The following is a 23,634-nucleotide window of genomic DNA, read 5'->3' as shown; positions in this document are numbered from 1 at the left end:
TAAGGGCTTTATTATATTCTATTAAACCTGTTCATACACAAAGCAATTATCGTCTATTTTACAATGCGGCGATAAACTCTTGTAGAGAAGAGAGGAGTTTTGTTATAATGATTGTTATGCAGGCACATGATTTTTTTCTGATATTACTACTGATATTGATAGGAGCACGTATCTTTGCCGAGCTCTTTATCAGACTCGGACTTCCTCCTGTCCTTGGAGAGTTGGCGGCCGGGCTGGTTCTCGGTCCTACTTTTTTGGGCTGGGTAACGTTGAATGATACTATTAAACTGATTGCTGAAATAGGTATTATCCTGTTACTGTTTGATGTGGGACTGGATACTGACCTCAAACGTCTAAAAGAGAGTGGTTGGAATGCAACTCTTGTTGCTATAGGAGGTTTTGTACTTCCTTTAATGCTTGGAACAGTAGTGGCATATTATGTTTTTAATCTCTCTCTGATCTCATCACTCTTTATTGGGGGTACTATTACGGCGACGAGTATCGGAATTACTGTACGTGTACTCAAAGATTTGAAGAAAAATCAGAGTCTGGAAGGTGAGATCGTTCTTGGAGCTGCCGTGCTGGATGATATTTTTGGTGTTGTTCTGCTGGCAATTCTTTACGATTTTTCTCAAAGTGGTGAGGTCAACTTTGTTGATACCGGTCGGATTTTCCTGTTCATTATTGTTTTTTTTGTTACAGCGCCGATTGCAGCAAAAATGATTGCGATCTTAATCCATAAATATGAAGGACAGACGAATTACCCGGGGTTGATCCCCACGGCTATTATCTCACTGGTACTTTTTTTCGCATGGTTGGCACATCAGATGGGTGCACCGGAGATCATTGGCGGGTTTGCGGCAGGTTTGGCACTCTCAAGGCGTTTCTTTTTACCGTTTGGTGCAATACTCCATGAAAACCAGGCGTTTTCGGACAAGATAGAAAAGCAGATCAGCCCGATAGTCTACCTTTTTACACCTATTTTCTTTGTAACGGTCGGGGTCTCTATCAATATGCAGGAGATTAACTGGGGAGCATCCCATGTTTGGCTTTTTGGCGGGTCGATTCTGATTGTTGCGGTGATCGGGAAAATGATCTTCCCTTTTTTACTTAAATCAATACCTTCCTATAAGAAAGTAATTGTCGGACTCTCCATGGTGCCGCGTGGTGAAGTGGGATTGATCTTTGCAGAGATCGGCCGTGCAAGTAATATTTTTACCAATGAGATTTATGCTGCGCTGATTTTGGTGATTGTGCTTACCACCATGCTTCCACCGTTTCTGATTAAATTAGTATATGGGAAGAATAAAGCCAGATAGATTCTGTCTGGGTAGAAGAGGTTTGCCAGAGCGTATACCAAATACTTCAGATACTGCACCCGGGATATATATGGGCGTATGGGGTTATTAGAGGTGCCCATATGTCATGTATGATAAACCAAAAAAAGTTTCTTGGCTGATATAAGTACGTATATACGTTACTGCAGAGAGTGCAGTAACGAAGTATAGTCTGAAGAGATATCTGATCTTTACTTTTTATTCTCTTGTTCTCGTTTTTTACAAGCCGCTGCATCGATACAGAAGAAACCTTTGCCTTTTTTAGCGGGTTTGAGCTCTTCTTCATTGGTGTTACCGCACTTCTTGCAGGCATTTTTTGGCTTTTCTTCCAATGCGACTTCCGGTTTCATGGCCGGGAAGAGGATCACGTCACGAATAGAGTGGTGATCAGTCAGCATCATGACCAGACGGTCGATACCGATTCCCTCTCCTGCAGTGGGTGTCATACCGTGTCCAAGTGCTCTGATGAAATCCAGATCCATATGCATTGTCTCTTCATCACCGGTTGCTTCTTTGGCTTCCATCTGTGCTTTGAAACGCTCGAACTGGTCGATCGGGTCGTTAAGCTCGTTAAAGCCGTTGGCTATCTCTTTCCCTGCCATGAAAAGTTCGAAACGTTCTGCAATTTCAGGGTTCTCATCATTTCTTCTTGAAAGTGGTGAGATATCGATAGGGTAGTCGGTAATGAAAGTCGGATTGATCAGTTTTCCTTCGACGAATTCATCAAAAAGTTCTGCCTGAAGATAACCAAGTGTCAGATTGGGGTTGACCTCGACACCATGTTCTTTAAGGTACCCGATCGCCTTTTCTCTGTCGGCAGCTACCTCGGCAGGTACTTCACCGATAGTGGTGAGTGCTTCTACAAACGGTATTTTTGCAAATGGAGTAGAACAGTCTATCTTATATTCTCCATATGTGATGGTTTTGTCTATTTGCAATTGTGCAAAGATATACTCAAAAAGTTCTTCAGTAAGTTTCATAAGATCATGATAGTTATGATAAGCCCAGTAGAATTCGATGGAAGTGAACTCCGGATTATGTGTATGGTCCATCCCTTCGTTTCTGAAGTTTCGGTTGATCTCAAAGACAGCTTCCATTCCTCCAACAGTCAGTCGTTTGAGATAGAGTTCCGGTGCAATACGCAGATAGCGGTCAACCCCAAGTGCATTATGATGGGTGATGAAGGGTTTGGCATTGGCACCACCCGGAATAGGGTGCATCATTGGTGTTTCTACTTCCAGGAAGCCATGGTCTTCAAAAAAGCGTCTGATGAGTGAAACGATTTTGGAACGCATAATGAAGGTCTGTTTGACCTCAGGATTCATGATCATGTCAAGATAACGTTGGCGATAGCGGATCTCGTGGTCGGTCAGACCGTGAAATTTCTCCGGAAGCGGGAATATCGCTTTTGAAACGATCTTGACCTCTTTACAGTGCAGTGTCAGTTCACCTGTCTGTGTAACGAAAGGGAAACCTGTCGCCTCGATAATGTCTCCTACTTCAAAGAGTTTTTTTGCTATGTTATTGTAGTAGCCTTCGGGAAGGTCATCACGGTTGTAATAGATCTGTACCAGCCCATCAGTATCTTCTATTTTGGCAAAAGCAGCTTTTCCCATTATACGGATAAATTTGATGCGTCCTGTCAGTGTAACGATCTGGTTTTCATCTTTTTTCTCTTCAGCATTCTGCTCTGTTACATAAGCGAAGTGTTTAAAGAATTGTGAGGAAGGCATTCCTTTTGTAATATTTGCCGGGTAAGGATTGATCCCCTCTTCTCTTAGTCTTTCGGTTTTTTTAATACGTTCTTGAATATACTGATTGTCAAATATCAAGGTCTCTCCTGTGTTATTCTTGTGTCATGCAGTGATTGTAGGGAAGTGAGGACTTTGGTCTTATATCAATATGCATATTAACCATAGTTATTGCATGTTTGGTAAAACCGAAGTGCTCACTTCCCGTGCGGTTGTTGTTACAATCTTTTCTGGACTTGAATCAAAATCTCTATTATATCAAAGATGCTGAGTCAAATACAGAAAAAATCATGCTGTTTCTTGGCACTTTTTGCAAAGTCCTATGATCTTCATTGTATGGTCCTGCATTTTAAAATTAAATTTTTTTGCAATCTCTTCCTGTCGCTCTTCGATCGTCTCGTCGAAAAATTCGATGATCTCTCCACATTTGGTACAGATGAGATGATCATGATGTTTTGTGAGCCCCAGTTCATACCTTTTCCCCTGTGCACCAAAAGAGATGGAGCTTGCAATACCTGAGTCTTCCAAAAGAGTCAAGGTTCTGTAGACTGTGGCAATACCGATATTGATATCAGGATGTGATTTTTTAAGAAGCATATAGATCTCTTCGGGAGTGAAATGCCCTTTGTTCTCATAAAGGAACTTCAAGATCAGCTCTCTTTGTTTTGTAAATTTGAGAGTATTGCCCTTAAGCAGTGTTTTGAACTGTTCTAAAAGTACGGGATAGGTGATCATCTTGAGCCTTTAGTTTAGATTTTTAGCGGTTTTATTGTCTTCTTCTGTTATACCGGGGATAACAGCGGTTTTTTCGGAAGAGACTGTTTTCAGTCCCAAAGAGGCAGGATCTATCTTAATGATAGCACTGCCGGCTTTATAGAGTATAGGGTAAAGTATGGAGTCTTTAACATACTTCTGTGTATTATCTTTGATGAGAGTCACATTTGAAAGTGCTGTAATGATCAGTGCAAAGATGACAAAGTACTTTCCTCCGCCTGCGATGAAACCCAGAAGACGGTCAATAAAGCCCAGTCCACTGGCTGAGGTAAGCTTTGAAAAGACCGATCCGAGTACGGTGGCACTCAGCCAGACCAGAATGAGAATCGTCATGAAGCCGATCAGTTTGAGCAGTGAGGCATTCTCGATATGGATAAAGTTCGTATCGATGAAGGCAGCAGCTTTGCCGGCGAGGCGTGAAGCAAAATAAACGCCGCCGACCAATCCCGCAAGGCCAAAAACCTCTTTGATCACACCATTCATGAAGCCTTTGACAGCCAGGAGAAGTATGATCGCACCGATCGTAATATCAAAATAGTTAAAATTAACCATGGTAAAGTTTTCCATCTACGCTCACTTCATAAAAATTTCCGTATTGTATCGACAAATCATACTAAAAATGCTTTAGTATGAGACCGCTTTTGAGAGTTCCTCCGGTTTATTCGCAAATTGCAGGGCAACATCCCTGCTGATCTTGCCTTCTTTGAGGAATTTAAGCAGTGCCTGAGTTTGAGTCTGCATTCCGGTATCTTCCTGTCCCAGCTGCATTTGTGAGTATATCTGGTGAACCTTGTCTTCACGGATAAGATTCGCGATCGCATGGTTAGTGATCATGATCTCATGTGCCGCTATACGTCCCCCACCAAGTTTGGGAAGGAGAGACTGGGCAATAACAGCAATAAGGGAAGAGGAGAGCATAGCTCTTACCTGTGGTTGCTCTTCACCTGAGAAAACATCGATAATACGGTTAATGGTTCCTGGTGCAGATGTGGTATGAAGTGTGGCGAAAACAAGGTGTCCGGTTTCTGCTGCGGTTAGTGCTGCTGCAATCGTTTCCTTATCCCTCATCTCCCCGATAAGGATGACATCAGGGTCTTCACGCATTGCATATTTCAGTGCAGTTGCAAAGGTTTTGGTATCTTCTCCTACCTCTCTATGTGAGAAGACCGCTTTTTTATTATCATGGATGAACTCTACCGGATCCTCAACCGTAATAATGTGTTTCTGTTCATACAGGTTGATCTCGTTCAGCAGTGCGGCAAGTGTTGTTGATTTACCTGAGCCGGTAGGACCGGTAACAAGGATAAGCCCTTTTTCTCTTTTAACCAGTTTTTTAAATACCGGCGGTGTACCAAGATCATCGAGTGACGGAATATCGATAGGGATGATCCTGAATGCAGCTGCTGTGTCACCCAGTGTCCGGTAGTAGTTTGCTCTGAATCGTCCGATACCTGGAAGCAGAAGAGCAAAGTCGAGTTCATTGAACTCTTCAAATCGCTGCTTTTGTTTTTCTGTGATCAGGGAATATGCCATCTCTTCGATATCTTCACCCTTCAGCTTCGGGAGATTGACAGGTTTGAGTTTCCCGTCAAGTCTGATCTGTGGTTCAGCCCGGCTGACAAGATGAAGATCAGATGCACCGTGAGCAACAACACTCTGAAGCAGTTTTTTTATATCAAAAATCGACATGGATATCCTTTATCGGTGAAGTAGGGTTTTTAAATATTCAGATTCATTATAGCCAATAATAACTTTTCCATCAAAGTCGATCACCGGTCGCTTGATAAGCATATTCTCTTTTGCCAGCCACTCTATTTTTGCTTCATCGTCAAGGTCAAGCTCTTTTAGTTTTAGTGTACGATAGGTAGTGCCGCGTGTGTTGAAAAGGGTTTTGATATCTGCTTTTTCTACCCAGGAGCGTATCTTCTTCTCTCCGACAGGTGTCACTTTGAAATCAATGAATTCAAAAGGGACTTCATGCAGTTTTAAGAATTTGACAGCTTTTCGTACACTGTCACAGTTTTTGATACCGAAAATCTTTAACATGGGTAGAAACTACTCAATAATTGCCGGAACGATAAAGAAGTCATCTTCTGCCTGTGGTGCATGTGCAAGAATCTCTTGGGCAACTGTATCAGGCTCGCGGGGGATATCTTCTCTGAGTGGAGTCCCCCCCTCCAGTGTAGAGAAAGCAGGGCTGAGTGCATCGGTATTGAGCTCGTTCAGGTTTTCTATATAACCAAGAATTTCTGTGAGTTGCCCCATAACCTCTTCTTTTTTTTCATCTGCAATACGGAGATGTGAAAGTTTTTCCAGTTTTTCCAAAAGGGTGTTGTCTATTTGCATATTTAAGTACCTATTGTATAGTTTTGTGATTTTTCTTATTATATATAAATTTGGTTTAAGATATAACTACATACAATCATTCAAACTATTTTTGTAAAGGATACACAATGTTACAACAGTTAGATATGAGTTCTCCGGAATTCCTCGAAGAGATGGAGAAGACAAAAAAATTTACGGATAAGGTATGTAAACAGTTTGGTTTTGAATACCATCCTATGGATGATGTCAATGAAGGTGTCATTATGGGGCTTGCGCGTCACAAACTGCTTTACGGCAAACGATTCTGTCCTTGTTTTATGGTAGAAGAAGACCCCAACAAACCGGGAAAGTTCAAGAGTGTCGATGATCGTATCTGTCCTTGTCCCCAAGCTTTGGAGAAAGAGATCCCGGAAGAAGGAAAATGTCACTGTGGTATCTTCTGTACACCGGAATATGTCAAGGAAAACAGTAAATAAATTTAATAAGTGCTATAATACGCGCCTATTTTTTAGTGGCATATTTTTGTCACTTTCCAAGGAAACAATGATATGCATGAATTATTGGCAAAAGACAATATCAACTCAGAAGATCTTGAGGCACTTTTGGAAGCCAGAGAAAAAGGTGAAGCCGATTTTCTTCTGGTAGATGTACGTGAAGATATGGAGTATCGTATGGGACACATTAAAGGTGTAGATATGCTCAAACCTACTTCTGTGTTCCAGCAATGGGCAGAAGCTTTCCTGAAAGAGCATAATGACAAACCGGCAATCTTTACCTGCAGGACTGGAAGCAGAAGCGGACAGATTCAACAGATATTCAAAGCCAATGGATTTAAGAGACCGATCAACCATGCTGGAGGCATTGTTACTTTTCGCGGGCATATAGAGCATTAGGTATGTCAAAACTTCTCTACATTCATGGGTTTTCCAGTTGTGGTGTAGGGCAGAAATCAACGGTACTTTCCACCTGTTTCGGACAAGAACATGTTGATGCTCCGAATCTTCCTCCTTCTCCGAATGATGCCGTTTCTCTACTTGAGTCGATGGTCGAAGAAGGAGAGTATGATCTACTTGTCGGTTCTTCTCTCGGTGGCTTTTATGCAGCCTACATAGCGGAAAAGTACCATATGAAAGCTGTATTGATCAATCCTTCCGTCAAGCCTTGGGAAACACTAAAACCCTACGTTGGATGGCAGAAGCGTTTTTGTGACGGTGAAGTGTTTGAATTCAAAGCGGTTTATCTGGAACAGATGAGAGAGTTTGAATCAAAACCGAATGCAGGGACGTATCTGGTATTACTTCAGAGTGAAGATGAGGTGCTTGACTATACCAAAGCCAAAATACATTACCGGAATGAACGTGTGGTCGTTGAGTATGGTGGAAACCACCGTTTTGAGAATTTAGAGGATTATCTCAGTATAATAGGAAATTTTAAGCATGCACAATAAAACCCCTGAAATGAATGTGATCGATCTTTTCATAAAGCTGCTCAGTTTTGAGTCGATTACACCTGATGATGCCGGATCACTGGCATTTATCGAATCTTACCTGGACGGCTATAAAGCAATATGGGTTAATGAAGGTGAAGTCAAGAATCTTTTTTTATACAAGAAGTTCGGAGAAGGAGACCACCTCTGCTTCGCAGGGCATGTTGATGTAGTGCCTCCAGGAAACAAATGGGAGAGTGATCCTTTTGTCCCCCTGGTCAAAGATGGGAAGATCTATGCACGCGGTGCACAGGATATGAAAAGTGGTGTAGCTGCATTTGTACAGACACTCAAAGAGACGAAGAAGTTCAAGGGAACACTTTCACTGCTTTTGACTTCGGATGAAGAGGGAGATGCAAAATTCGGTACGATCATTATGCTTGAAGCGCTCAAAGAGAGAGGTATGTTGCCTGATTACTGTATTGTGGCAGAACCGACCTGTGAAGAGCAGTTTGGTGATGCTATCAAAATAGGACGCAGAGGGTCGATCAACGGCTACCTGACTGTTCATGGCAAGCACGGGCATGCGGCTTATCCGGAAAAAGCAGTCAATCCGGTCCATCAGATATCAGGTGTGCTTCACCGGCTTGCAGGCATACATCTGGATGAGGGAGATGCAGATTTTGCACCAAGCCAGATGGTTATTACCGATATACGGGGTGGCATGGAAGTTACCAATGTCACTCCAGGGGAGCTTAAGATCATGTTTAATGTACGCAACTCCACGAAAACTACACAAGATGATGTTAGGCTACATATTGATGAAGTCCTGAAAGACCTGGATTATGAACTTAAACTGACACAGGGATCGTACCCCTTTGTAACCAACCATGATTCCAAAGTGGTGAAGCAGATACAGGAGAGTATCAGAAGGATCACAGGTGTTGAGACAAAACTCTCGACAGCAGGCGGTACCAGTGATGCACGTTTTATGGGAGCATTTGGGATTGATGTTGTGGAGTTTGGAGTCATAAACGATACAATCCATGCGCCCAATGAACGTACCTCCATTGATGAGGTAAAACAGCTTCATCAGGTCTTTAAAGATATAGTAAACCATTTTTAGGCGGATATAGATATGAAGAAAATAGTGATAGGATTTTTAATGTTGCTGGGTATGTTGATTGCAGATGATATTGTCTGGCAGAAAGACCTTGACAGTGCATTGGAACTGGCAAAGAAAGAGAATCGTTTGCTTATGGTAATGGTAGAGGGAGAACACTGCAGGTGGTGTAAAAAGATGCGTTACCGTACATTGAGTAATGATGCAGTGGTCGCGAAACTCAAACCATTTGTCAATATAAGGGTGATGCAGGAAGATAAAGCAGTTATGAAAGAACTTCCTAAGATCCAGGGAGTACCCACGATATTTTTTATGTACCCGGATAAAGAGGTCATTGAAACGGCAGTGGGTTATTTTAATGTAGCGGATTTCCTGAGTTTTTTTGTCAGTGTCGATCGTAAGGTAAGGCAAAAAAAACAGAACAAGCAGCTTTCATCAGATAAATGAAAACAGGAATATTTGTATGAATTGTCCTGTGACGGTGATACGAACTGTTCATCATCGTATCTTGCAAAATTGAAAGAGGAGCACTAACGTCTTGTTTGACAGACCTCACTTTACAGAATATGTCATGGCGCGCTTGGTAACCATGGCTGTTGCTATCTTTATACTTTTTACTGTCGGCCTGGTCTTCCTTAATGACAGTACGCAGAACACTCTGTTCGCCATTGCTTTTGTAGGCTTTGCTTTTATACTGTTCATTTATGCTATTTACCGTGGTTCAAAGCAGATGCAAAAAGAGCTTATAATACTCAATGACTATCTGGAGAACCTGGAGACACTCGATGAAGTGGATCATAAGGCACGTTTTTTTACCAAAGAGTTTGAAGACCTTAACAAGAATCTTATTAAGGCATTGAAAAAAGCAAAAAAAAGAGAAGATATCAAACAGCGCTACAATGCCAAGCTCAAACTCAAAAACCGACAGCGTGCCGATATGATTTCTGCAATTGCCCATGAGTTCAGAAATCCGATCGCTTCGATCATGGGATACTCTCAGACACTTCAGGATGACCCTGATATTCCTCCGGTACTGCAGAGAAAATTTCTTGAAAAAATATATAATAACGGTAACAAGATCGAGTCACTGTTGGGACGTTTGATACTCTGGAACAAGTTTGAAAGCGGAGAGGCAACACTGCATAAGAACCAATTTGATCTTTATTTGCTGGCAATAGAGGTGAAGCGCTCACTCGAAGAGAAGTACAAGAATCGTCATATACATATTCATGGAACTTCATGCATAGTGGACGCAGACCGTACATTGATAGATGTCGTACTTAAAAACCTTATAGAGAATGCACTGAAGTATTCCAAGAAGGATGTGGAGGTAACTATTGATAATGGCAGGGTTTCTGTACGTGACTACGGTGTAGGTATCAGTGAAAAGGATATTGAGAAAGTCACTAAGAAATTTTACCGTTCCGGTACTCATAACTGGGACAACTCTATGGGACTCGGACTCTCTATTGTAAAAACGATTCTAACGCTTCATGGAACAACGATCGAGATTAAAAGTAAGTTGGACGAAGGGTCTACTTTTTCCTTTAAGCTTTAAGCAACTTTCGTTATTGACGTAAAAAATATCAATCTTTCCACACTAAGCCGTCAATCATTGATTTCGTTGATAAAAGGTATGAGAAAGATTGAATGAGATGATTTAAATGCATTCAAAACATACATTTTTACGCACAATTCTGCAAAAAAATCTTTTTATTTGAAAAATCATTTAAAGTTAACACTTTATGTAATACAATTAAAGCGTATTATATAAACTTATTTCGCAAAGTAAGTATTATACCGATCAAATTACCAAGGAGGAAATATGAAACTGGGTTTCTTAGTTGACCTTAACCTGTGTATGGGCTGTAAAGGTTGTGAAATCGCTTGTAAAGTGGAAAATGAAGTACCACTTAGCTCTTGGCGTCTGCGTGTAAAATATATTGATATCGGGACATTCCCCGATACGTCCAGATCATTTACACCGTTACGTTGTAACCATTGTGAAAGTGCGCCGTGTGAGCGCATTTGTCCGGTATCTGCACTGCACTATCTGGAGAATGGTATTGTCAATGTTGACAGTGACAGATGTATAGGGTGTGCAGGATGTATGATGGCATGTCCATATGGAGCGATCTATATGGACCCTGAAACAAATACAGCAGACAAGTGTACCTATTGTGCTCACAGAATTGAGAGTGGTATGATGCCTGCTTGTGTTGTTGCCTGTCCGGTTGAAGCGAATATCTTTGGTGATGTGGAAGATGATACAAGTCATATTTCACAGTATATCATGGCGCATCAGGGTGGCGTACAGGTGCGTAAACCTGAAAAACACACCAATCCTAAACACTATTATGTTGGCGGCGGTTCTCAGACACTTGATCCGTTGGCACATCAGAGAATTGAAGGCTATAGCCTCTTTAACAATATTACACACCTCAAGCATGTAGGTGATCCAAACCATGGTGTTATTGATAGATTCCTTGCACCATTTACATCACATGGAGATACAGACAACAAAAGTTTCATGAACTTTGACAATGATGCGCATGCACATGAGTCTCACGAAGAAGAGGGAGGTCACTAAGATGGTAGAAAATACAATTCACGCAACACAAGCAGTTGTAACATTGGATGTAGCACTTCCGGGAATTATCTGGGGGTGGATGATCACACTTAATATGTGGGCAAAGTCAGTTGGTACAGGTGTTATTCTTGTAGGTGCATTTTTGCTTTACAGACACAAGAAGGAGGAGATGCCGAATCTCAGATGGATCATGCCTTTGATTTCATTTATTTTCCTGAACATTTTCCTGCTTTTTACATTGACAGACCTGCATCAGCCGTACAGAATGATTAATATCTTCCTGCATCCGCACTGGACATCGGCTATTACTGTAGGAGCATGGATGGCATCACTCTTTACAGGTTTGGTTACAGTATTGATGCTGATTGGCGGATTTGATGCCTTTCCTGAATTCAGAAAAAAATGTGCATTTGCAAACAAAGTAAGAGATATCTCTCCATTCTATGAGAAGATCTTTCCCTTCGTTGTTTTTCTTGCGATCCCTGTAACACTCTATACAGCGATTATTATGGCAGAATCGAGTGCCAGAGAGTTATGGCAGGCTCCTGCAGAAGTTATGCAGATGATGTGGGCAGCACTTCTGGCTGGTTCAGCCGCACTGATTCTTGTTTCAGGAAACTGGAGCAGAGAGAGCAGAAGAGATCTGGCATTGGTATTGGCAATTGCAACATTCTTCAGTTTTCTGATGTATATGGGTGAGTATTTCTTCTCATTCAAGTCTTCTGAAGCAGAAGCGACATTGGCATATGTCCATTCAGGCGGAGCATACAATACAGAGTTCTGGTTTGGTATGACACTTGGATTTATTATTCCATTCTTCCTTGCAGTAAGCAACATGAAGAGTGACAATAAAACATTATTGAGGTTTGCAGCGATATTGGCATTGGTCGGGCTTTACATGGCAAAAGATGTATGGCTTAAAATTCCACAAATGCTACCGTTGAGTTAAGGAGGATAGGTATGACAAAAGTAAACAATGAACAACCTGCATTCGTAGAGAGCAGAAGAACGTTTTTAAAAGGAACAGCTTATACTGTAGCGGGTGCATCACTTGCTACGGGTGTATTTAAAACAATTGCAGATACCCCTGCCAATGCTCAGAGCAAGTTCACACCAACACCCAAGACACTCTCATTCTATCCACCTCTTAATGAGTGGGATAGCTTTACAGAGCTGGATGGTAATGACTGGAAAAGAGGTGGAACTCAGAGAAACGGCGTTGAAAGTGAAGCGAATCCTGACGGGATCAAAGCAACAGAGTATATGCTTGTTCCGACAGCATGTTCAAACTGTGAAGCATCATGTGGTCTGACTGCATGGGTTGATCTATCAAGCTATAAAAAAGGTGGTCAGCTTGCAGTACGTAAATACATGGGTAACCCGCTTCATGCAGGAAGCCGTGGCAGAAACTGTGCAAAAGGTTATGCAGCACAGTCGCAAATGTACGATCCTGACAGAATTCCTTTCCCTCTTAAAAGAGCTCCAGGTTCCAAGAGAGGTGAAGGTAAATGGGTAAGAACAACTTGGGATGAGGCGATGGCAACCATCGGTAAGAAAATGCATGATACCTTGAAAAAAGGTGATGAGATGTCCCGTAAACTGATCATGTATCATGTCGGTCGTCCAAATGAGAACGGTTTTGGTCACAGAATCCCTCATTCAATGGGTTGTGACGGATATGATTCACACACCAATATCTGTTCAGCCGGTGCACGTGAAGGTACGATCCAGTGGTCAAATGATGACAGGAACTCTCCGGATTGGTCGAATGCAAAGCTGATCTTTCTTCAGTCTTCCCACGCTGCGGATGCCGGTCACTACTTCCAGCAGGCAGCGGGCCGTATAGCAGATGCGCGTAAGAAAGGTGCCAAACTGGTTGTTATGGATCCTCGTATGTCTAACTCTGCAGGTATGGCAGATCTTTGGGTTCCATGTTGGCCGGGAACAGAGGCAGCACTCTATCTCTATCTCGCAAACAGAATCCTGAATGAAAAAGGGATCAACGGTGAGAGCCTTGTAAACCATAACTTTGTCAAAAACTGGGTGAACTGGGACAGATTGATGAAAGACAAAGAGTATCTTGCCTATCTTGTTGAAAAAGGATACATCAAGTCTGTACCAGAGGGAGAGAGCTACGAAGATTTCATTACGATGATCGCAGAGATGTATTCTCCGTATACACTTGATTTTGTGACTAAAGAGTGTCGTATTGAAGCAAGAATCGTAGAAAAACTTTATGAGATGTTCATAGATGCAGGAGCAAGAGTAGCGACCTATATCTGGAGAGCAGGACCGATCGGTCACAAAGGCGGGTGGATGATCGCCAGATCAGCATTCCTTCCTTTTGTACTCCGTGGGGCAATGGCAGGTGATAAAGGTGGTGTAGGGCTTCACCACTGGCACGTTATTTCTGTCAACGGCAAAGGTGATGCTGCAACTGCTGCAGGACAAAGACCTCCAAGGGTTGATGTCTGGAATGAGATCGCATGGCCGCCAGAGTATCCACTCAGTACATATGAAATGAGCCATATTATGCCTCATCTTCTTCTTGATGATGAATGGAGAAACAAGTGGAATAAGAAAGGGTTGAATGTTCCTGACAGATTGGCGGTATGGATCCCTCGTATGTATAACCCGGTATGGATCAACCCGGACGGATTCAGATGGATTGAAGCACTGAAGCGTGAAGATAAAATCGAGCTTAGTTTCAACCTCTCTCCTACCTGGTCTGAAACGAACTGGTACTGTGACTATATCCTTCCGGTAGGTCTTGCAGGTGAGAGACATGATCAGCACTCTGAAGCAACACAGCCGTCAAGATGGCTCAGTTTCCGTAATCCGGCACTCAGAGTAGCACTTGAGAAGATGGGATGGAAACCGAAAGATCCGACACGTGCAACACTGGAAGCACACATTAAAGCAGGTCTTGGCGAGATTTGGGAAGAGGTAGAGTTCTGGGCAAATATTATGGTTCATCATGTAGATCCTGACGGAACTCTCGGTGTCAAAAAATACTGGGCTTCCAAAGAGGATCCAAGCAGAGCCGTAACGATCCCGGAATGGTACCAGGCGGCATTCGATAAACTTCCTAACCTTAGAAAAGCAGCAAAAGCAGCTTATCCTGACTCGAAGTATCCGAACTACGAAATGATGAGAGATCGAGGGACATGGCTGGAAGAAGACCATATCTATAAGCCTCAGGAGAGACCGCTCAGAAAAGAGGGCAGTAAATATATTGCTCACGGTCATGAGTATGATGAAAGTGAAGTGGAAAAAGACGAATTTGGTACACTGCTCGTTGAAGACCATACATTTGGCGGCAAAAAAGCGATCGGTATTGAGATCGAAGGTGAGATTATGCAGGGATTCCATACACTCTCCAAGAAACTTGAATTCTACTCTGAGTGGTTCAAAGAGTGGAAGTGGCCTGAGTATGCAATACCTATTTATCCAAAAAATGAGAAAGAACGTAAAGAGATGACACATGTTGTTACCCAGGTACACCATGACTTTATGAAGAAAGAGAATGAGTTTGCGCTCAATACAGTCTTCAGATTGCCATATAATATCCATACACGTTCTGTCAACTCTAAACATCTTATGGAGATCTCTCAAAACCATAATCCGGTTTGGATCTATACAGAAGATGCAAAACGGCTTGGTATCAAGCGTGGAGATGCGATCAAAGTAACGATTGAAGATACGGTTTCGGGTCTTGAATCAGGTTACTTTATCGCAATGGCAGTACCGACAGAAGGAACTATGCCTGGTGTACTTGCCTGTTCACACCATGCAGGACGCTGGAAGCTTAAAAATGCCGTTGAAATACCTGGATTTGAGCATAAGCTAGGTATTATGGGAGTGGGTGCACCGCTTTATGACATGACAATGGATGGTAAGATCGGTACACTTAAACCTACACAGGGACTGGATGACGGTATGCAGGCACGTAGAGATTCCTGGCAGTTCAAAGAGTATAACAAAGACCTTGACAATATCTGGTGGGATGGTCTGAGTGGTTCTTGGCAGAATGCTGTGGCACCTTCTCATCCTGACCCGATTGCCGGTAACCATGCATGGCATCAAAAAGTTCGTATTGAAAAAGCCGGTCCGGATGACAAGATCGGTGATATCTATGTGAACTATGAGAACAATATGAAAGTCTATCAGGCATGGAGAGACAAGTTGACAAGACCTCTTAATACGAATGATACGCTTAGAAGACCAACGCATATAAAGAGACCGGCAGTACCGTTGTCTCTCAAGGCATACTCTGTAAATATTTCAGAGTAAGGTTTTCGTAAATCCAAGGGCAGACAGAATGTCTGCCCTCTACACTATACAATTTCCCAGATAATTACATCTCTTATGACTTATTTATCTTGAAAGTGGTATAGTGCCAATAATTTAACAAATGTGGAATTACAATGAACGATATGAAACAAGACATTGAAAACAGAATAGCGCTTTATGCTTTGATCTCACGCTTGATGATGGTTGAAGTGGATGAAGTGTTCCTGGACCAGATTGAGAGTGATGAGAGCCTGCTCTCCTTCTTTCCAAACTACAGAGACTGGTCCAAACGTACAGAGTTAAGTAAAAAAGACCTGATTAACCAATACTATAATGTTGATTTTACCAATCTTTTTTTGATGCACCTGGTACCTTATGAGAGTTTCTATACCAGAGATGACCAGATGATTGAGAGTGGAGGGGACAATCCGGTTGTTGAACTTTATAACGAGCTTGATTTTCGTGTTGAACTGGATGCAGCAAGAGTGGTGAGTGCTGATCATATCGGTGTGGAACTTGAGTTTATGTATATGCTTTGTATGGCACAGAGAAAGGCACTCGATGCAGAGGATAAAGAGGGAGTATGTGAATTGCTTGAAGTGCAGCGTGCTTTTCTCAAAGAGCATCTGCTTGAATGGGCACCGATGTTCCTTATCAATGCCAAAAGAGAATCAAGAACACCGCTGTATCATGACGGAGCTGAGTTGACTCTGGAGTTTCTGCTCAGTGATTTTGAGTATATTACAGCCAAACTCAACGAGAACTGTACACCCAAAAGAGAAGAGGTATAATGAAGCTTCACCTGGATGTAGCACTCTGTGTACGTGCGACCAGCAAGTTTTCTGAATGTACCAAGTGTGTTGATGCAACCAATGGAATAGTACAGATTGAGGAACAGCTTCCCACATTTGCCAAAGGAACAGGTGTCGAAGCAGCAGCCTGTATAGGTGCCTGCCCGACGGAGGCTTTTTCACTTTCAGACTTTTCTGCTACAGAGTTTTTCTTTACTTTCCTTGACAGTAAAGTACGTCTGATTTCCAGAAAGATCAATGTTCCCTGTCTTTCGGTATTGAGTGTAGAACACCTTGTTTCTCTTGTATTGGCCAGTGATAGCCCGGTGACGCTGGATCTGAACGATTATGAGCAGGGAACCCATCTTTTTAATCTGATTTCAAGCCGTATCGAAGAGGCAAATTTCGTTCTTTCATCTTTTTCAGACAAAGTACTGCTTGTAAATACTGAAGAGAGGGTGGAGGCTTCCAATGAGTCGAATGCCAGAGAGAAGGATAGTGACAGCAACGATGAAGAAGTATCGGAAAGACGGAACTTCCTTCGTAATACCGCTTCCCTTAAAGGGATGATCAAGCAGAAACAGGAGTTTGATGAGGCTGTAGAAGCAGAAGAGCTGCATCAGTTCGAGATCGATGCTTCTATGACACAAAAGATCAAAGACAAACATCTGCCTGATAAACGCAAGATCCTCTTTACAACCTTGAAACATACACCAAAGCCCCGACAGTATGAAGTGCTTGCTCAGGAAGATATCGGTTTTGTTTCACAAAAATTTGTAGATGAGAGTTGTACCAACTGTCAGATCTGTTACCGTATATGTCCGACAGGTGCGCTTAGTTCCAATACGAGGTTCTCCCTCATCCATTTTGATGCAATGCTCTGTGTCAAGTGTCATCTCTGTCATGATGTATGTGAACCGGGCTCCATACAGCTGCAACCCGGATTTGAGACAAGAGAGTTTTTTGAACCGACACAACGTACACTTGCAACCTTCAACATCAAACGCTGTAACGAATGCGGTAACCCTTTTACCTATACAGGTGGAGAACAGGCCTGTCCACGCTGCCTTGTGGAAGAGGAGGAAGCGATGTTTTTACATGAGAACGCGAAAAAAATGAGGAATGAGGGATCAAATGAGTAACGGAATAATGAGTAGTGAGCCATGTAGGTATGCATTGCAAGGCAATGCTTTTATTCATGAAGAACGTAAAATGAAAATCGGTTACTCATTACTCGCTATTCGTTACATATTTAAAATACCGGAGGTGTTTTATGCAGCCGCATGAGATCAAACCCGATACTAAGCTATGTACTATTCTTGGCTATAATGCACAGACAGGGTATACCAGAAAGTATTTCAACAAGATACTCAAACATAACGCCATTAACGCAACAGCAATCGCGCTGAATATCACCGATGAGCATTTTGATTTTACTATGGGAAGCGTGGCACAGTCAAAAGTGGACAGAATGATGATTGAAAAAGAGTTCCAACACAAGGCAGTAGTATTTTGTGAAGTACTGAATGACTCTGCACAGCGAGAAGGGCGTATCGACTTCATTGAAGTGAATGAGGGAAAAATATACGGTTTTTGTCTGGATGAAGAAGTAAAGGGATTGTTTGAAAAACCGGAGTTTCTTGATGACCAGATCATATTTGTGGCAAAGATGATGCTGATTGCCAACCGATGGTTCAATGCAAAAATAGATACGGATACCATACCGTTACTTATAGAGACTTAAGGAGAAGAAGATGGACCCCAAAGATATACAAGATCTAAGAAAAGAGTTTGAAGATTTAAATTTAAAGAATTTTGCCGGAGATCCTGCTCTTTGTCCGGATGGGCAGTGTGATGCTGATGAAGAGACAGACCTGAAGGACTATCCTTCCTATACGGAAGCACTGTATGCCAAGCTGATCGCACCGCATGTCAGCGGTATCTATATTTCAAGATGGGATATTAAAGATATTGCTTTGGCCGCGGGGGATTCCATGGCGATACATCCACGCAAACGTATGTTTGAACTTTTGATGAAGTATGCGACCAGCAGAGAGAATATGCAAGCGGTACTTGATGCACTTGAAAACCATATGGAGGAGAAGATCGCTATCTATCAGGAGCTGATGACAGCTTTCCCGACCAGTGCAGAAGTCTTTCAGCCAAAGATCGATAAGGCACGCAGAACAATGAAGCTTTTTCCTCAAATCCTGGAAGAGTATTTCCCGGAGGCATAATCTCTTTACTGCCGGGATATCTTTAGAAAAGCTTTTGAGCCCGGATAATATATTTGTATGCTTATTTTTATATTTTTATCCCAACAGAGAGACTATATCGTTTATTAAGTATAATTTTGTAAAGTAATATAATCCGGGATAATCCTCCAAAGGTAAGTGATGTCAGAAATTACAAAAGAAAAAGCGTTAGCGTATCATATTGGCGGAAAGACCGGTATCGATGTTACCAAGCCCTGCAACACACAGTATGAGCTTTCTCTTGCCTATACACCCGGTGTAGCTTTTCCCTGTCAGGAGATTGCAAAAAACGGGGATCTATCGTTTGAATATACCAACCGTGCCAACCTGGTGGCCGTTATCTCTGATGGAACGGCAGTACTTGGTCTGGGAGATATTGGTCCTTTGGCTTCCAAACCGGTGATGGAGGGGAAGTCGATACTCTTTAAGAAGTTTGCGAATGTTGATGCGTTTGATATCGAGTTGGATGTGCATACAGTTGAAGAGATCGTTGCTGTCTGTAAAGCAGTTGCACCTACATTTGGAGGGATCAATCTTGAAGATATTCAAGCACCAAAATGTTTTGAGATCGAGCGTATTCTTAAAGAGGAACTTGATATTCCTGTATTTCACGATGATCAGCACGGAACAGCCATTATTACCACTGCCGGTTTGATGAATGTACTTGAACTGACAGGGAAAAAGGCAGGTGAGATCAAGATCGTTATTAACGGAGCAGGTGCTGCAGGGATCGCTTGTGCAAAAATGTACCAGGCACTGGGTGTAAAGAATATTATTATGTGTGATTCAAAGGGTGTGATCTCTACTTCAAGAGATGATCTCAATCCGTACAAGGAGGAATTTGCCATAGATACAGAGTGTAAAACACTTGATGATGCCATTGAAGGTGCTGACATGTTTCTCGGGCTCAGCGTTGCCGGTGCCCTAAAGAGAGAGATGGTCGCTAAGATGGCACCAGAGCCTGTTATCTTCGCACTGGCGAATCCTGTGCCTGAAATACTTCCCGAAGAGGTTATGAGAGTACGCAGTGATGCAATTATCGCTACAGGACGTTCGGACTATCCTAACCAAACCAATAATGTTTTGGGCTTTCCGTTCATTTTCAGAGGGGCACTTGATGTACGTGCCAGAAAGATCACGGAGGGAATGAAAATGGCTGCAGCTGTAGCCTTGGCAACTTTGGCAAAAGAGCCGGTTCCTTACTATGTCAAGGCAGCCTATCATAATGAAAATATCAGCTATGGGAAAGAGCATATTATTCCACTTCCTTTTAATAAAGAGGCATTGATATGGGTAGCGTCTGCGGTGGCAAGAACAGCGGTTGAAGAAGGTGTTGCAAGGGTGGAAAGATTTGACTATGATGCTTATCGTGAGCATTTACGCTGTCTGATATATGGATCTCCTGACGAGACTAAATAGGCAATGAAACTTCAATCCTATATCGATCTTCAGGCACTGCTCAAAGATGACATTTCTACACAGGCGGAACGGCGTACTTTCGGTTTGACACACGTCACGATCAAGAATGATCCTGTTGCCCAGTTGCTCGCCTGGACAGCAGAGTATCGCAATAAATTAAGTAAACCGTTTTACGGCGACCGATTTGAAAGTATTCTTTACCATATCACATTGATACTTGTTATGATCGCCTTTGTTCTGGGGCTGTTTTCGGGGATCGGACTGCTCAGTTACAGTGGAAAAGAGCCTGTAAATCTTGTCTATTTTTTGGCGATGGTTGTTTTTCTACCGCTTTTAACTATGACACTAACACTGGTTTCTATGCTTTGGATAAGGCGTGCCAAAAATATTCTGGTGCATATTTCACCGGCATTTTGGATGGAAAAGTTATTGCTGTTCTTTTCTAAAAAAGCAGATATTGATCTGACCCGGTTTAAGATCAATCCTCTGCTTGCCAACTGGATTGTTATCAAACGTTCTCAGATGCTGGCACTTTCATTCTCCCTGGGACTGTTTGTGGCACTTCTGGGTATTGTTGCAACCAAAGATATTGCTTTTGCCTGGAGTACAACACTGAATATCTCTTCAGAACATTTCCATCAGTTTCTGAATATTTTGGCTTTCCCTTGGAGAAACTGGCTTCCTTCGGCAGTACCTTCTCTGGATCTGATAGAGCAGAGCCATTATTTCAGACTCGGTGGAGAGCTGAATGAAAGGATGGTTGCGCAGGCCGTGCTGCTTGGCACCTGGTGGAAGTTTTTGGCAATGGCAACACTTTTTTATGCGATTATTTTAAGATTTTTTCTCTACCTGCTTTCAACATGGGGGCTGAAAAAAGCATTTAAACGTGCATTGCTTACTCTGGAAGGAGCGAGAGAGCTTTTGAAGGATATGAATGAACCGCTTATCACCACTTATGCAAATAAAGAGGAAATGCGTAAGAGAGGACGACATGGAAAGTATGATAGAAAGGTAGAGCAACTTGATGCCTCTTATGATGTAGTACAGGGGTGGGCAATTTCTCAAAAAGCATTGGTGACTATCTGTGATACACTCTCTTTGATATCTCCTGACTGTTATGAAACAGGTGGGAACAATACACTTGATGAGGACAGGGAGATTATTCATCGAAGTCATGGGGAGGTCGTATTGTTTGTCAAAGCCTGGGAACCTCCGACAATGGATTTCATAGATTATCTGGAGCTACTGGCCGATCGGGTTGAGAAGGTGGTAGTTGTACCGATCGGTACGGCAAAAGATGTGTATGCTGTATCAGATAAACAGATTGATATTTGGGTGCGCAAGTTGGCAGAACTTGATCATGAAAGAGTGTGGATAAAGGTGTGATGATGCAGACACATACACATCCTAAATTTGCCGTTGTAGGTCATCCAAACAAGGGTAAAAGTTCCATTGTCTCTTCTTTGTCCATGGATGACTCCATTGTTATCTCCGATACCCCTGGTACAACTACAAAAAAACGAAGTTTTCCTCTTAAGGTGGACGGCAAGATACTTTATGAACTTTTTGATACACCCGGTTTCCAGCGTGCACGGCAGGTACTTGCATGGCTGCAGCAGCATGATGTGAGTGCGGACAGACGTTATGAGATAGTAAAGGCTTTTATTCATACCTATAAAGAGGATCCGAAATTCAATGATGAAGTGCAGCTTCTTGAGCCTATCATGGATGGTGCAGGCATTATCTATGTTGTGGATGCCTCCAAACCCTATGGGGAGGAGTATGAGGCGGAGATGGAGATACTTCGCTGGACCGGACAGCCCTCTATGGCACTTATCAATCATATCGATGAGGATGACTACTCTAAGGAGTGGAAGCGTGCACTTGGCGGCTATTTTCAGATCATACGTACTTACAATCCGATGCGTGCAGACCTTCAGCAGCATATGGCTGTACTGGAGAGTATGGCACAGCTTCGTGAGGAGTGGACTGGGCAGGTCAAGATGTCTATAAGTCTTTTTGAAACCTATCACCAAATGATGATGGAACGGAGTGCATCTGCGATTACCAAACTGCTTTTGCGTGCTATTTCCTATGTTGAGCAGCTGCCTTTGAAGGGTGAAGATGCCACAGGTGAAGAGAAAGAAAAGATAGAAGAAGCCTATAAGTCGGTACTCCGGCACTTTGAAATAGAGACACAAAAACAGATAGAACTGATCTGGAACCATCAGCATATACAAAAAGAGCTGGAAGAGATCACGTTTGAAGGGATGGATCTTTTTTCCGAAGAGAGTGCATCCGTTTTTGGATTGACACGTAAAGAGCTGATGATTACCGGTGCCACAACCGGTGCAGTGACTGGAGCGGGGATCGATCTGCTTTTTGCCGGACATACTATGTTTATCGGGGGTGCTATTGGAGCAGTCGCCGGAGGATTAGGGGCATTTTTTGCTTTCAATGAACTTTCTGAGATCAAGCTTCTCGGACAGCAGATCGGCAAGCGCTATTTGGAGATGGGACCTATGGAAAACAGGAATTTCCCCTATATCCAGTTGGGACGGATTCTTTACTATACAAGTATGATCGCAAATCTTTCTCATGCACGAAGAGATAAAATCGATCTTAAGATGGTCAGTTCATTCAAGGAGATCTGGCTTGATGATATGACACGTAAACAGCTTGAAAGATTTCATAAGCAGTTTCGATCAGGAAAATCGGTAGATGAAGAGAAGCTTCAGGCATATGAAGCTCTGATCTTGGATATTCTCAGGAGACTTCTACAATGAAAAAAAAGATCGATTCCTTCAGACACTTTACCAAAGAGATAGGAAAGGGAATGCATGTGGAGTGGAAAGAGACAAAAGAGATCCCCTCTTTACTGCTAAAACGTGAATATAAAAAAGCAGGGGCACAGGTAGTGGATATCTGCAAGATGGCAGGGCTTGGTATTGTCTGGGTGCTTCCGGGAGGTGCCGTCATTACCGCTTTTATTGTCAAGTTCTCGCATAAAGCAAGACCGAGTGCGTTCCAATCTGAAAAAAAGCCTGAAACCATGGAGGGTTCCGGTTAGAGTCTGTCTAGCCCCATGAGGACTACGACGCTCAAAAGCCCTCCGGCGATCCCGGAAAGTACACTGCTGAGTACAATTCCCAGTCCTCCTCCCAGTTCTCTTGCCGTCCAGCCGATGGTGGAAGGTTTCCATTGCTGAAAGAGGGTAAAGGAAGCAAAAGCCAAAATAGTACCGATCCATTCTGCATAGGGGATATGCAGTGTTGTTACACTGGAGAGAGAGATCATCATACTCAGCCACATTCCTGAAGCATCATCCACAGTGATCTCCTCATAGTTGTTTTTTGGATATGCTGCTACATACTTGTTCACCTCAAAAATGCTTATAATTATTGTGACAAAAGTAAGCATGAAGAGTGTTTCCATACCAAAAATACGCAGTATCAATATCCCCACAGCAATTGCAAGCAGTGAAGCAATCTGTGCGGGTATCCTGGGGGAGAGTCCAGTACCAAAGAAGGTAAGAAAAAGTTTTTGCATA

25 protein-coding genes are annotated in these 23,634 nt (G+C 42.6%); 18 read left to right on the top strand and 7 right to left on the bottom strand.

Annotation, left to right across the window (positions count from 1 at the left end; all coding sequences use genetic code 11):
* Window positions 1–107 precede the first annotated feature (107 nt).
* Window positions 108–1,319, top strand: a complete 1,212-nt coding sequence (locus tag IMZ28_RS08510; RefSeq protein ID WP_232087456.1) for a cation:proton antiporter — start codon at window positions 108–110, stop codon at window positions 1,317–1,319.
* Window positions 1,320–1,528: 209 nt separating this feature from the next.
* On the opposite strand, the gene lysS is transcribed toward IMZ28_RS08510, so the two are convergent.
* The 6 genes from lysS to gatC form a co-directional block, all read right to left on the bottom strand.
* Complete coding sequence (gene lysS / locus IMZ28_RS08505) at window positions 1,529–3,169, bottom strand: lysine--tRNA ligase (protein WP_197548147.1); 1,641 nt, start codon at window positions 3,167–3,169, stop codon at window positions 1,529–1,531.
* Between the two features lie 207 nt (window positions 3,170–3,376).
* Window positions 3,377–3,823 (bottom strand): Fur family transcriptional regulator, encoded by a 447-nt coding sequence (locus IMZ28_RS08500; RefSeq protein WP_197548146.1) that lies wholly within the window; start codon window positions 3,821–3,823, stop codon window positions 3,377–3,379.
* Window positions 3,824–3,832: 9 nt separating this feature from the next.
* Complete coding sequence (locus IMZ28_RS08495) at window positions 3,833–4,429, bottom strand: CvpA family protein (protein ID WP_197548145.1); 597 nt, start codon at window positions 4,427–4,429, stop codon at window positions 3,833–3,835.
* Window positions 4,430–4,486: 57 nt separating this feature from the next.
* A complete protein-coding gene (locus IMZ28_RS08490; RefSeq protein WP_197548144.1) occupies window positions 4,487–5,551 on the bottom strand; it encodes a type IV pilus twitching motility protein PilT in 1,065 nt (354 codons plus the stop codon).
* Window positions 5,552–5,560: 9 nt separating this feature from the next.
* Window positions 5,561–5,908, bottom strand: coding sequence for an arsenate reductase family protein (locus tag IMZ28_RS08485; RefSeq protein WP_197548143.1), 348 nt, complete (start codon window positions 5,906–5,908; stop codon window positions 5,561–5,563).
* A 9-nt stretch (window positions 5,909–5,917) separates the two neighbouring features.
* A complete protein-coding gene (gene gatC, locus IMZ28_RS08480) occupies window positions 5,918–6,208 on the bottom strand; it encodes an Asp-tRNA(Asn)/Glu-tRNA(Gln) amidotransferase subunit GatC (protein ID WP_197548142.1) in 291 nt (96 codons plus the stop codon).
* A 107-nt stretch (window positions 6,209–6,315) separates the two neighbouring features.
* Here gatC and IMZ28_RS11010 point away from each other — a divergent pair, with 107 nt between their 5' ends.
* The 17 genes from IMZ28_RS11010 (at window position 6,316) to IMZ28_RS08400 (ending at window position 23,154) form a co-directional block, all read left to right on the top strand.
* Window positions 6,316–6,663, top strand: coding sequence for a ferredoxin-thioredoxin reductase catalytic domain-containing protein (locus IMZ28_RS11010; RefSeq protein ID WP_232087455.1), 348 nt, complete (start codon window positions 6,316–6,318; stop codon window positions 6,661–6,663).
* 72 nt (window positions 6,664–6,735) lie between these two features.
* Window positions 6,736–7,080 (top strand): rhodanese-like domain-containing protein, encoded by a 345-nt coding sequence (locus IMZ28_RS11005; protein WP_232087454.1) that lies wholly within the window; start codon window positions 6,736–6,738, stop codon window positions 7,078–7,080.
* A gap of 2 nt (window positions 7,081–7,082) precedes the next feature.
* Window positions 7,083–7,634: a YqiA/YcfP family alpha/beta fold hydrolase gene (locus IMZ28_RS08470; RefSeq protein WP_197548141.1), complete on the top strand. Its 552-nt coding sequence runs from the start codon at window positions 7,083–7,085 to the stop codon at window positions 7,632–7,634.
* A gap of 10 nt (window positions 7,635–7,644) precedes the next feature.
* Window positions 7,645–8,739 carry a succinyl-diaminopimelate desuccinylase gene (dapE, locus tag IMZ28_RS08465; RefSeq protein WP_197549834.1) on the top strand — a complete coding sequence of 365 codons (1,095 nt, stop codon included), beginning with the start codon at window positions 7,645–7,647 and terminating at the stop codon, window positions 8,737–8,739.
* A gap of 12 nt (window positions 8,740–8,751) precedes the next feature.
* Window positions 8,752–9,183 carry a thioredoxin family protein gene (locus IMZ28_RS08460; protein ID WP_197548140.1) on the top strand — a complete coding sequence of 144 codons (432 nt, stop codon included), beginning with the start codon at window positions 8,752–8,754 and terminating at the stop codon, window positions 9,181–9,183.
* A 91-nt stretch (window positions 9,184–9,274) separates the two neighbouring features.
* Entirely contained in the window at window positions 9,275–10,294 is a 1,020-nt protein-coding gene (locus tag IMZ28_RS08455; protein ID WP_197548139.1) for a sensor histidine kinase, read from the top strand.
* Between the two features lie 267 nt (window positions 10,295–10,561).
* Entirely contained in the window at window positions 10,562–11,326 is a 765-nt protein-coding gene (locus IMZ28_RS08450) for a 4Fe-4S dicluster domain-containing protein (RefSeq protein ID WP_197548138.1), read from the top strand.
* A 1-nt stretch (window position 11,327) separates the two neighbouring features.
* Window positions 11,328–12,275 (top strand): NrfD/PsrC family molybdoenzyme membrane anchor subunit, encoded by a 948-nt coding sequence (gene nrfD / locus IMZ28_RS08445; protein WP_197548137.1) that lies wholly within the window; start codon window positions 11,328–11,330, stop codon window positions 12,273–12,275.
* 11 nt (window positions 12,276–12,286) lie between these two features.
* The gene (locus tag IMZ28_RS08440) at window positions 12,287–15,619 is read left to right on the top strand and encodes a molybdopterin-dependent oxidoreductase (RefSeq protein WP_197548136.1); all 3,333 of its coding nucleotides are present in this window, start codon (window positions 12,287–12,289) and stop codon (window positions 15,617–15,619) included.
* Window positions 15,620–15,762: 143 nt separating this feature from the next.
* Complete coding sequence (locus IMZ28_RS08435; protein WP_197548135.1) at window positions 15,763–16,410, top strand: TorD/DmsD family molecular chaperone; 648 nt, start codon at window positions 15,763–15,765, stop codon at window positions 16,408–16,410.
* A complete protein-coding gene (locus IMZ28_RS08430; protein ID WP_197548134.1) occupies window positions 16,410–17,552 on the top strand; it encodes a 4Fe-4S dicluster domain-containing protein in 1,143 nt (380 codons plus the stop codon). Before IMZ28_RS08435 ends, IMZ28_RS08430 begins: the two co-directional genes overlap by 1 nt.
* 131 nt (window positions 17,553–17,683) lie before the next feature.
* Complete coding sequence (locus IMZ28_RS08425) at window positions 17,684–18,154, top strand: hypothetical protein (RefSeq protein ID WP_197548133.1); 471 nt, start codon at window positions 17,684–17,686, stop codon at window positions 18,152–18,154.
* Between the two features lie 10 nt (window positions 18,155–18,164).
* Window positions 18,165–18,647, top strand: coding sequence for a hypothetical protein (locus IMZ28_RS08420; RefSeq protein WP_197548132.1), 483 nt, complete (start codon window positions 18,165–18,167; stop codon window positions 18,645–18,647).
* Between the two features lie 159 nt (window positions 18,648–18,806).
* Window positions 18,807–20,084, top strand: a complete 1,278-nt coding sequence (locus IMZ28_RS08415; protein WP_197548131.1) for a malic enzyme-like NAD(P)-binding protein — start codon at window positions 18,807–18,809, stop codon at window positions 20,082–20,084.
* Window positions 20,085–20,087: 3 nt separating this feature from the next.
* Entirely contained in the window at window positions 20,088–21,470 is a 1,383-nt protein-coding gene (locus IMZ28_RS08410) for a DUF2868 domain-containing protein (protein WP_197548130.1), read from the top strand.
* A 2-nt stretch (window positions 21,471–21,472) separates the two neighbouring features.
* On the top strand, window positions 21,473–22,870 hold the full coding sequence (locus IMZ28_RS08405; RefSeq protein WP_232087453.1) for a DUF3482 domain-containing protein: 1,398 nt from the start codon (window positions 21,473–21,475) through the stop codon (window positions 22,868–22,870).
* The gene (locus IMZ28_RS08400; protein ID WP_197548128.1) at window positions 22,867–23,154 is read left to right on the top strand and encodes a hypothetical protein; all 288 of its coding nucleotides are present in this window, start codon (window positions 22,867–22,869) and stop codon (window positions 23,152–23,154) included. Before IMZ28_RS08405 ends, IMZ28_RS08400 begins: the two co-directional genes overlap by 4 nt.
* On the opposite strand, the gene IMZ28_RS08395 is transcribed toward IMZ28_RS08400, so the two are convergent.
* On the bottom strand, window positions 23,151–23,633 hold the full coding sequence (locus IMZ28_RS08395; protein WP_232087452.1) for a phosphatidylglycerophosphatase A family protein: 483 nt from the start codon (window positions 23,631–23,633) through the stop codon (window positions 23,151–23,153). The genes IMZ28_RS08400 and IMZ28_RS08395 overlap by 4 nt on opposite strands.
* Window position 23,634 lies beyond the last annotated feature (1 nt).

It is taken from the genome of Sulfurovum indicum (assembly GCF_014931715.1).
GTDB lineage: Bacteria > Campylobacterota > Campylobacteria > Campylobacterales > Sulfurovaceae > Sulfurovum > Sulfurovum indicum.
This window is presented reverse-complemented; position numbering and strand designations above follow the sequence as displayed.